Origin of the sequence: Chitinophaga sp., from assembly GCF_036566945.1 — a bacterium.
Lineage (GTDB): Bacteria > Bacteroidota > Bacteroidia > Chitinophagales > Chitinophagaceae > Chitinophaga.
The window spans coordinates 1-6,945 of sequence record NZ_DATCVJ010001066.1; the positions used below are offsets into that span (position 1 = coordinate 1).

General features: G+C 48.0%; 5 protein-coding genes. 3 read left to right on the forward strand and 2 right to left on the reverse strand.

Translation table 11 applies throughout. From position 1 onward, the window contains the following. On the reverse strand, positions 1-585 hold a 585-nt coding region (locus VIP81_RS32190), incomplete at its 3' end, for an HAD family hydrolase (protein ID WP_331971910.1). 81 nt (positions 586-666) lie between these two features. Between VIP81_RS32190 and VIP81_RS32195 the strand changes: the two genes are divergently transcribed. Then, positions 667-1,305 (forward strand): Crp/Fnr family transcriptional regulator, encoded by a 639-nt coding sequence (locus VIP81_RS32195; protein ID WP_331971913.1) that lies wholly within the window; start codon positions 667-669, stop codon positions 1,303-1,305. A gap of 40 nt (positions 1,306-1,345) precedes the next feature. Here VIP81_RS32195 and VIP81_RS32200 read toward each other — a convergent pair whose 3' ends face one another. Further along, entirely contained in the window at positions 1,346-2,749 is a 1,404-nt protein-coding gene (locus tag VIP81_RS32200; protein ID WP_331971916.1) for a hypothetical protein, read from the reverse strand. Between the two features lie 423 nt (positions 2,750-3,172). On the opposite strand from VIP81_RS32200, the gene VIP81_RS32205 reads away from it, so the two are divergent. Then, positions 3,173-4,684, forward strand: coding sequence for a ferritin-like protein (locus VIP81_RS32205; protein ID WP_331971919.1), 1,512 nt, complete (start codon positions 3,173-3,175; stop codon positions 4,682-4,684). A 23-nt stretch (positions 4,685-4,707) separates the two neighbouring features. Continuing rightward, positions 4,708-6,945: hypothetical protein (locus VIP81_RS32210; protein ID WP_331971922.1), on the forward strand; the 2,238-nt coding region annotated here is incomplete at its 3' end.

A 6,945-nucleotide genomic window follows, 5' to 3' on the forward strand; every position in this document is an offset into this window, starting at 1 on the left:
ATGCACCGCGTGGCCCCCGATTGCCAGCACCGGCATCACATCCGACTTCAGGGAGTTGCCTATCATCAGGAACTCTTCCGGGCGACAATCCAGGTGCTTCAGCAACTTCGTATAGTCACTCTCCTTTTTGTCGCTCATAATTTCGATATGATGGAAATAATGCTCCAGTCCTGACTTCTTCAACTTCCGTTCCTGGTCCAGCAGGTCGCCCTTGGTAGCCACTACCAGCCGGTATTTACCGGATAACTCCTTCAACACGCCTTCTATTCCATCGAGCAATTCAATGGGCTTATTCAGCATCTCCTGTCCGTATTGAATTACCTTTTGTATAGCTTCCGGAGGCGCCGTGTTTTCAGATACCCGCAAGATGGTTTCTATCATGCATAGCATGAACGACTTAATGCCATAGCCGTACAACGACAAATTGGCCATCTCTGTTTTAAACAATTCCTGCGACACGGTATGATGTGGCAGATAGTCTTCCAGCAAGCTGCAGAAGCGGGCTTCTGTTTCCTGGAAATAAGGCTCATTCACCCACAGGGTGTCGTCCGCATCGAAGGCTATTACGCTAATATGATTGATCATTGCTACTTTTACATTTTACGAATGCAAAAATAAAGCACACCACTGAATTAAACGGGACATTTGTCCCAATACCCAAATAGTATGTTACGAACGAATCAGGCTTTTTTAGCTTTCATGGAACAATACACTGCCAATAGCTCCGCAGTGACCTCGAAATCTTTTGCCCCCGGCGCCCGCCTGATCCGGCAGGGAGACGTGATCCACCACGTATACATCATTATTGATGGCATCACCAAAAGCTACATCACCGAAGATAACGGGAAGGACTATATTTTTGAATTTCTCGGTAAAGGAGAAGTCACCGGAGAACTGGAAGCCATCAACGAAGGGAAATGTTTGTGCAATATAGAAGCCATCACGCCGGTAACGGTATATGCCATTCCCCAGGCGCTATTCTCCTCCCTGGTGTCAGACAATCCTGCGTTCAACAAACTGCTCATACAGGAACTGGCCAAACGGCTGCTGCAAACCTGTGTCCGGGCATCTTACCAGCAATTATATCCGGTAGAATATGCCCTACTACGCTTGCTGACACTCGAAGCAGATCAACAGTTGCTGCTGGCTAAAAAAGATATGGCGGCCTACCTGGGGATATCGGTCAGAAGTTTTAATCGTACGCTGAAAGAGTTAAGGGAAAGAAATATACTCGATACCAAAGGACTGAATATGGACTTGAGTAAGCAACAGCTGGAAGAGATCCTGAAGCGGTTTGAAGAATAGTAAACAGGTGCACCGATGATCAGTACACCTGCTTATTCTATCATTTCAGCACCCGCCATTCACTCAGTTGAAAATCCACGCTCCCATTCGTGGCAGTCACATACACCGCATAATATTTATACCCGGTAGTATTGGAGATATTAAACTGCCTGGTTTGATTTCTTGCGGCAAACGTCTGATTAGTTTGCGTATCCAGCACGGTCCAGGTAGTGCCATTCGCCGACCCTTTCAGCTGCCAGTTTTTGGGATCACGGTCTGCCGCATCATTGCCGGAAGTAAGGGTATACGACTTCACCGTTTGTGACGCCGCAAACTGCAGTTGCATGTTGAAAGTCGCAGGTACAGCGCCCACAAAAAACTTGCTGCCGTATACATTATCCGTCAGTTTTAAAGACCCTTCTGTAGCGGAGGCGCCACCTGCATTTTCCTTGCTCACCGTAATCGTTCCCTGACTGGTGATATCATTGGAAGGATAGGTAATGCCGGAGAAATCTGTTTTCGCCTGTTTGAGTTGCGCCGTCCAATCGTTGCCCTGTTCATCTTTACTACCGAAAGCATTTATTGCCAGCTGCTTCAAATCCGCATTGGCGGCCCCGCTCCAGAAATGAACGAACTCTCCGAAATTCATTCCCCTGGTATATTCGGGATAAGTGGTGATGCCATTGTTGAAAGTGGTTTTAGGGAAATGCTGCGCCAGCAATACAAAGAATTTATTCAAGGCAGTAGCCCCGCCATAATTTTGATAAATGGGATAGAACCAGTCACGGAACCAATAAGTGCCGGCACGCGGATAGGTATCTGTTTGTGTAATTTTCATATTATACCAGCGGGTAACATCGCTGCTGCGGCCCAGCGCCTGGTATACATCATACTGATAAATTTCCATCCATTTGCTGTCGTGCCATATACCAAATGCCGGCGAATTATGTACGCCTTTGGAAGCGCCTTCCACGATATGTCCTACCTCATGTGTGGTGAGGTCAATATCGTTGCCGGTGCCACTGATCCAGGCGTTGGGATCGGAAGAGCCTACATCAATCACGTTCCGGTAATCGTGACTGGCATCCATATAAGTAGAAGGATGGCCACCGGAATATTTGCCGGCATGCAGGATGACAAAAAGCCGGGAGTCGTCCCCGAATGTACCATACGTACTTTTGGTGTAGTTCCATACCTGCGCCAGGTAGGTAGAAGGCCAGGTGATGCTGCTGTTGACATCATTGTCGTAGTACACGGCTACGCTGGTATCATAAAAAACGCGGTTGAGCAATTGTACATGCTCAAACCAATGTTCCTGCCAGGTAGTGGGTGGGGTTACCAGTACCTGTAACTTTTGATTTTTAGCAGGGATAGGCTGCAATTCGCTACCAGGATTACTTTTCCTGGTGCATCCGGAAAGTATGCCCAGCACAATTAAGGCAGAGGCAAACAACGTGTTCTTCATACGTCTGTTTTTTTTGGTTATAAAAGAAAAGGGGATCTGCGGGCTTTCATGATTAAATGCTCAATACCGGGAGTGATCAATGGCGCGGGTTCAGTGCTGGTTGAATACAGGATAGAAATTAGTACTTAATTCGACAGTAACCTGTGAATAGAATTTAAACAATTGTAAATAGAAATTAAACACACTGCGGTTTGGATAGCATCAGGGGGTGGGTAGGATGAGGCTAAACCCCTGTCCCACCGCGCGATTAAATTAATTTTGCCAGGTCGCAAAAATGAACGTATTTTATTTATCCCAATAATCAGAAAGACAACTCAAAATAACCACTCAAAATAATTTACATGAATGCCCTTTCGTGCTCCTAAATGACTACCAGTAATATTTTCCACTCACTCATTATAACCACTTAATCAGCTTTCAGTTATGCAAAGTAACTACCAACGTTTTCTTGGCCCTATTTTTCAAAGAGCACAAGTTGAACAACGCCGGTCAGAAATCACCAGACAAGCCGCCATCGTTGGCGGAAAGGAAGGACTCCAAACATTTTTAACAGAAGCGGTCATCTCGGACGATCAGAAAATTATCGTTCCCCCGGAGTTCAACGGGAAAGACTATGTCACCTTTCTACTGCATATAGATGCGGAAATTGAACATGGGCTCATGCTGCAATACCTGTATGCAGCCTATAGTTTAGGTGGCCCACAGGTGCCGGAGCAACCGACAAAATACCGGGAACAAATCAGCTCCTGGCAGGAAGTAATCCTGGGCATCGCCAAAGAAGAAATGGGCCATTTTGTATCGGTACAGAATGTGCTGAAGCTACTTGGCGCTCCTTTACATTTCGAAAGACAGGATTATCCCTGGGATACGCCTTTTTATCCTTTTCCGTTCAAACTGGAGCCGCTAACGCTCAACTCCCTCGCTAAATACGTATATGCAGAAGCACCTTCTTCCTGGCTCAATGGCCCAGATCCGCTGGCCAAAGAGATCACAAGCCTGGTGACGCAGGATGTGCACAACCCTCACAACGTAGGTGCCTTATTTCAGGTACTGCTGCAACTGATACAGGACCCCAGCGTGATTGGCGATGAAATATTCCAGGCAGACACCTACCCTTTCCAGGCCAAATTCGATGAGTGGGGTCGCGGGTATGCCGGTGGTCAACGTGGCAATACCCAGGGAGGAAGCCCGGCAGGCAGTCCAAATGTATTGGTAATGCCACTGGCCAGCAGAGATGATGCCTTCAATGCCCTCAATGCCATTGCGGAACAGGGAGAAGATAATACCGTGGAAACAAAGGACGACCCTTCTCACTTTACCCGGTTCCTGAACATATATACAGAAATGAAAGCGATGATCGCAGAAGTTGGCACGGCCTGGACTCCTGCCAGAAATGTAGCGGTGAACCCTTACATTTCTTCTGACGTCAGCGATGGAAGCAGTGATCCTTCGGAAGGACAAACTACCGACGAAGAGAGAGATGAAATCACCAACCCTGAAGCACAGGGCTGGGGCCATCTCTTTAATCTCCGCTACCGGATGTTGTTAAATTTCCTCACGCATAGTTTTGTATTGGAAGATGGATTAAACTGCGCTGGCGACATGACACCGAGGGGACTGATCATTAACTCCACCTTTGGTGAAATGTATAACCTGCGTGCCATCGCCTCCGCAATGGTACAACTGCCACTGAAAATGGGCACCGGCAACAAATATGCAGGACCACCATTCCTCGTTCCGTACACGCTGGCATTGCCGACGGGTGAACTGAACAGATGGCGCACCCATGCGGACCTGATACAGGCATCGGCTCAGATCATAAACGACCTGGTAGCCGCTACGCCCACTAAAAATCATCGTTACCTCAATGGGTTGCTCGAAGCAGACAAAAAATTACAACAGATCATTAATGAGATGCTTTCCGTAAACGCCTGATAACCTTCCTCAAAATACTGACTATGAGAATCATTCAAGAACTACGTATACTGCCTCCTTTTGCCATAGCGAGACTGGGTTCATCCACCACTCCGGTAGCCGCTTATGATCTTGAAATAGATGCAGACAAACCATTGGGCTTCCGCAAAATTGTACCGCAGCCCACCTTTTACATTGACCGTAATACAAATACGCTCAGCGTAAATACACCTACAGAAATTATTTTTAAAGATGCGCAAAGCACCACAGATACTACTGGTAAAATTCGTCCGGTAGCTCCTTTCCTGGAAGCATTTATCATTTGGCAGGATACACCGGACGTATTGGTACCGCTGACAGAGGCCGCACTCAATGAAGCCGGATTTCAGTTATCGGAAGTCCAATGGACGATCTCCCTGGGTAACAATAAAATCCACCGCAGAACAAACGATCCCAATGATACCATTTTCGCCCAGGAGACGATTAAAAATGATTTTGCTCCCAGACCATTACTGGGGAAATGCAACAATTTTATCTCCGATAAAACCCTGGCACTTGGCACGGCACAGTTTATCAGACCTTCTACCGATTTTCCGGGACTCCGGTTCCGTTTCACACCGGGGCCAGGAAAGGTGTATGGCGCTTCCCGCTATAGCATCAAAGCTGATGACGGACTGCCCGCTACCCCGGATCCCAATATTACCAGCGATGCCCAACTGTTGTATAATCCCGATAAGTCGTGGGTTGGTTACAGCGAGTCGGCCGAATTTAACCCAAAATATACCATGCCTGCGCAGATCTTTGCCGGCTATGCCGGTAAAGATGATAGCCAGAAAAGCTGGGGATATGTAGATGATGAATGCGATGGTAATGTCATGCTGTTCATTGACAATGCAGCGGCCGTCGGATTATCCGCCACGGCGCTTATTTGTGCAGGTCCTCCGGCCTTTGCTCCGGACATATTACCTATCCGGGCTATTTCTGATGAACTGGAGCAGCTCCTCCTTGGTACAGACAGGGATGACGAAGTAGCTATTGAAGAAGCGGAAGACATTGTGCGCCGCGCCTTTGAATCTATTGCGCTCATGAATACCAATGTCATGAACGGTAATCCTATCAATGGCAGGTGGAATGTGGCCAGCACCATGGCCCGCCAGGATACCAATGATTTCGGCAGACTGTACGAACCTATCATGGCCAGTTCCATCGTGGATAACCTCGCGCTGCAGGCACTGCATGAAAGGGTATTCAACGGGTTGAGTACCGGTATGGCCGCGTGGTTTGCAGATGCGCTGCGCCGCCCCGATAAAATCGGTGACCTGTCTGACAAAGAACGGCGTAAAATGCCAGGAATGATGCGTGGCGCCGATGGCCGTGGACTTACACTCACCTATCGCATGATCAACACGGTGATAAAGGCCGCCGCCAATGCGATGTTCGAGGATAATAGCGCAGACAGCACTCCGCCCAACCCTCCCAGTCCAGGCACCATTAATGCCAATGATCTGCTGGCACAAATACATTATCGCGCGGCAGGTAATCCTTACAGCGTATTGGCAAGGGCAGCTATTTCCAATTGCTTCCCCGGCCTGGAATCAGATTTCAGAAACTTCTGGCGCGGCATCTTCGTAAATCTCACCGTCAGTGAAAATGATAACTATGTGCTGGCAGATGCGAGCAACCAGCAGTTAACAGGTCGGCGTATAGTAGGTATCAATGGTAAACCTACGATGGTGATGGGAGAAGGTCCCGTATTTCCCGGTGGCGACAATGTACCACTCTCCACAAAAGATAATCCCAATGGCGCCGCTTTTATGGAATGGTCCAATTTGCTGGCGTCCATAGGTGTGAAAGGAGGCCAGAGCGTTAAGCTGCAATTTACATCCGGCGAAGCCGAACTGCCGGTATTAGTCACCGAAGATCAATTGAAGGACACTAACCAATTCCCTCTTTTTTCCTTCACGGTAAATGTAATTTTCCAGCATCAAGGCGCTGCTATCAACGATTTCATGGTCCGTCCGGGAGACCTCACACAAAGCTTATGCGCTCCCTGGCAAAACGATTACCGGGAATGCGCCTGCTACTACTGGGCCGCCACCCGCCCCGACTATGTAAACATAGAACCCGGTGAAAATGGCCTCAGCAAAGGAGATATGTGGCTCTCTAAAAAACGTACCGGCGAATATGTCCCGGATAACCGCGTAGATAGCAGACTGTTTTCCTACAACGATTTGTTCCAGAACTGGGAAGGAGAACTCAACTTTATCATCAACGGTAACGAC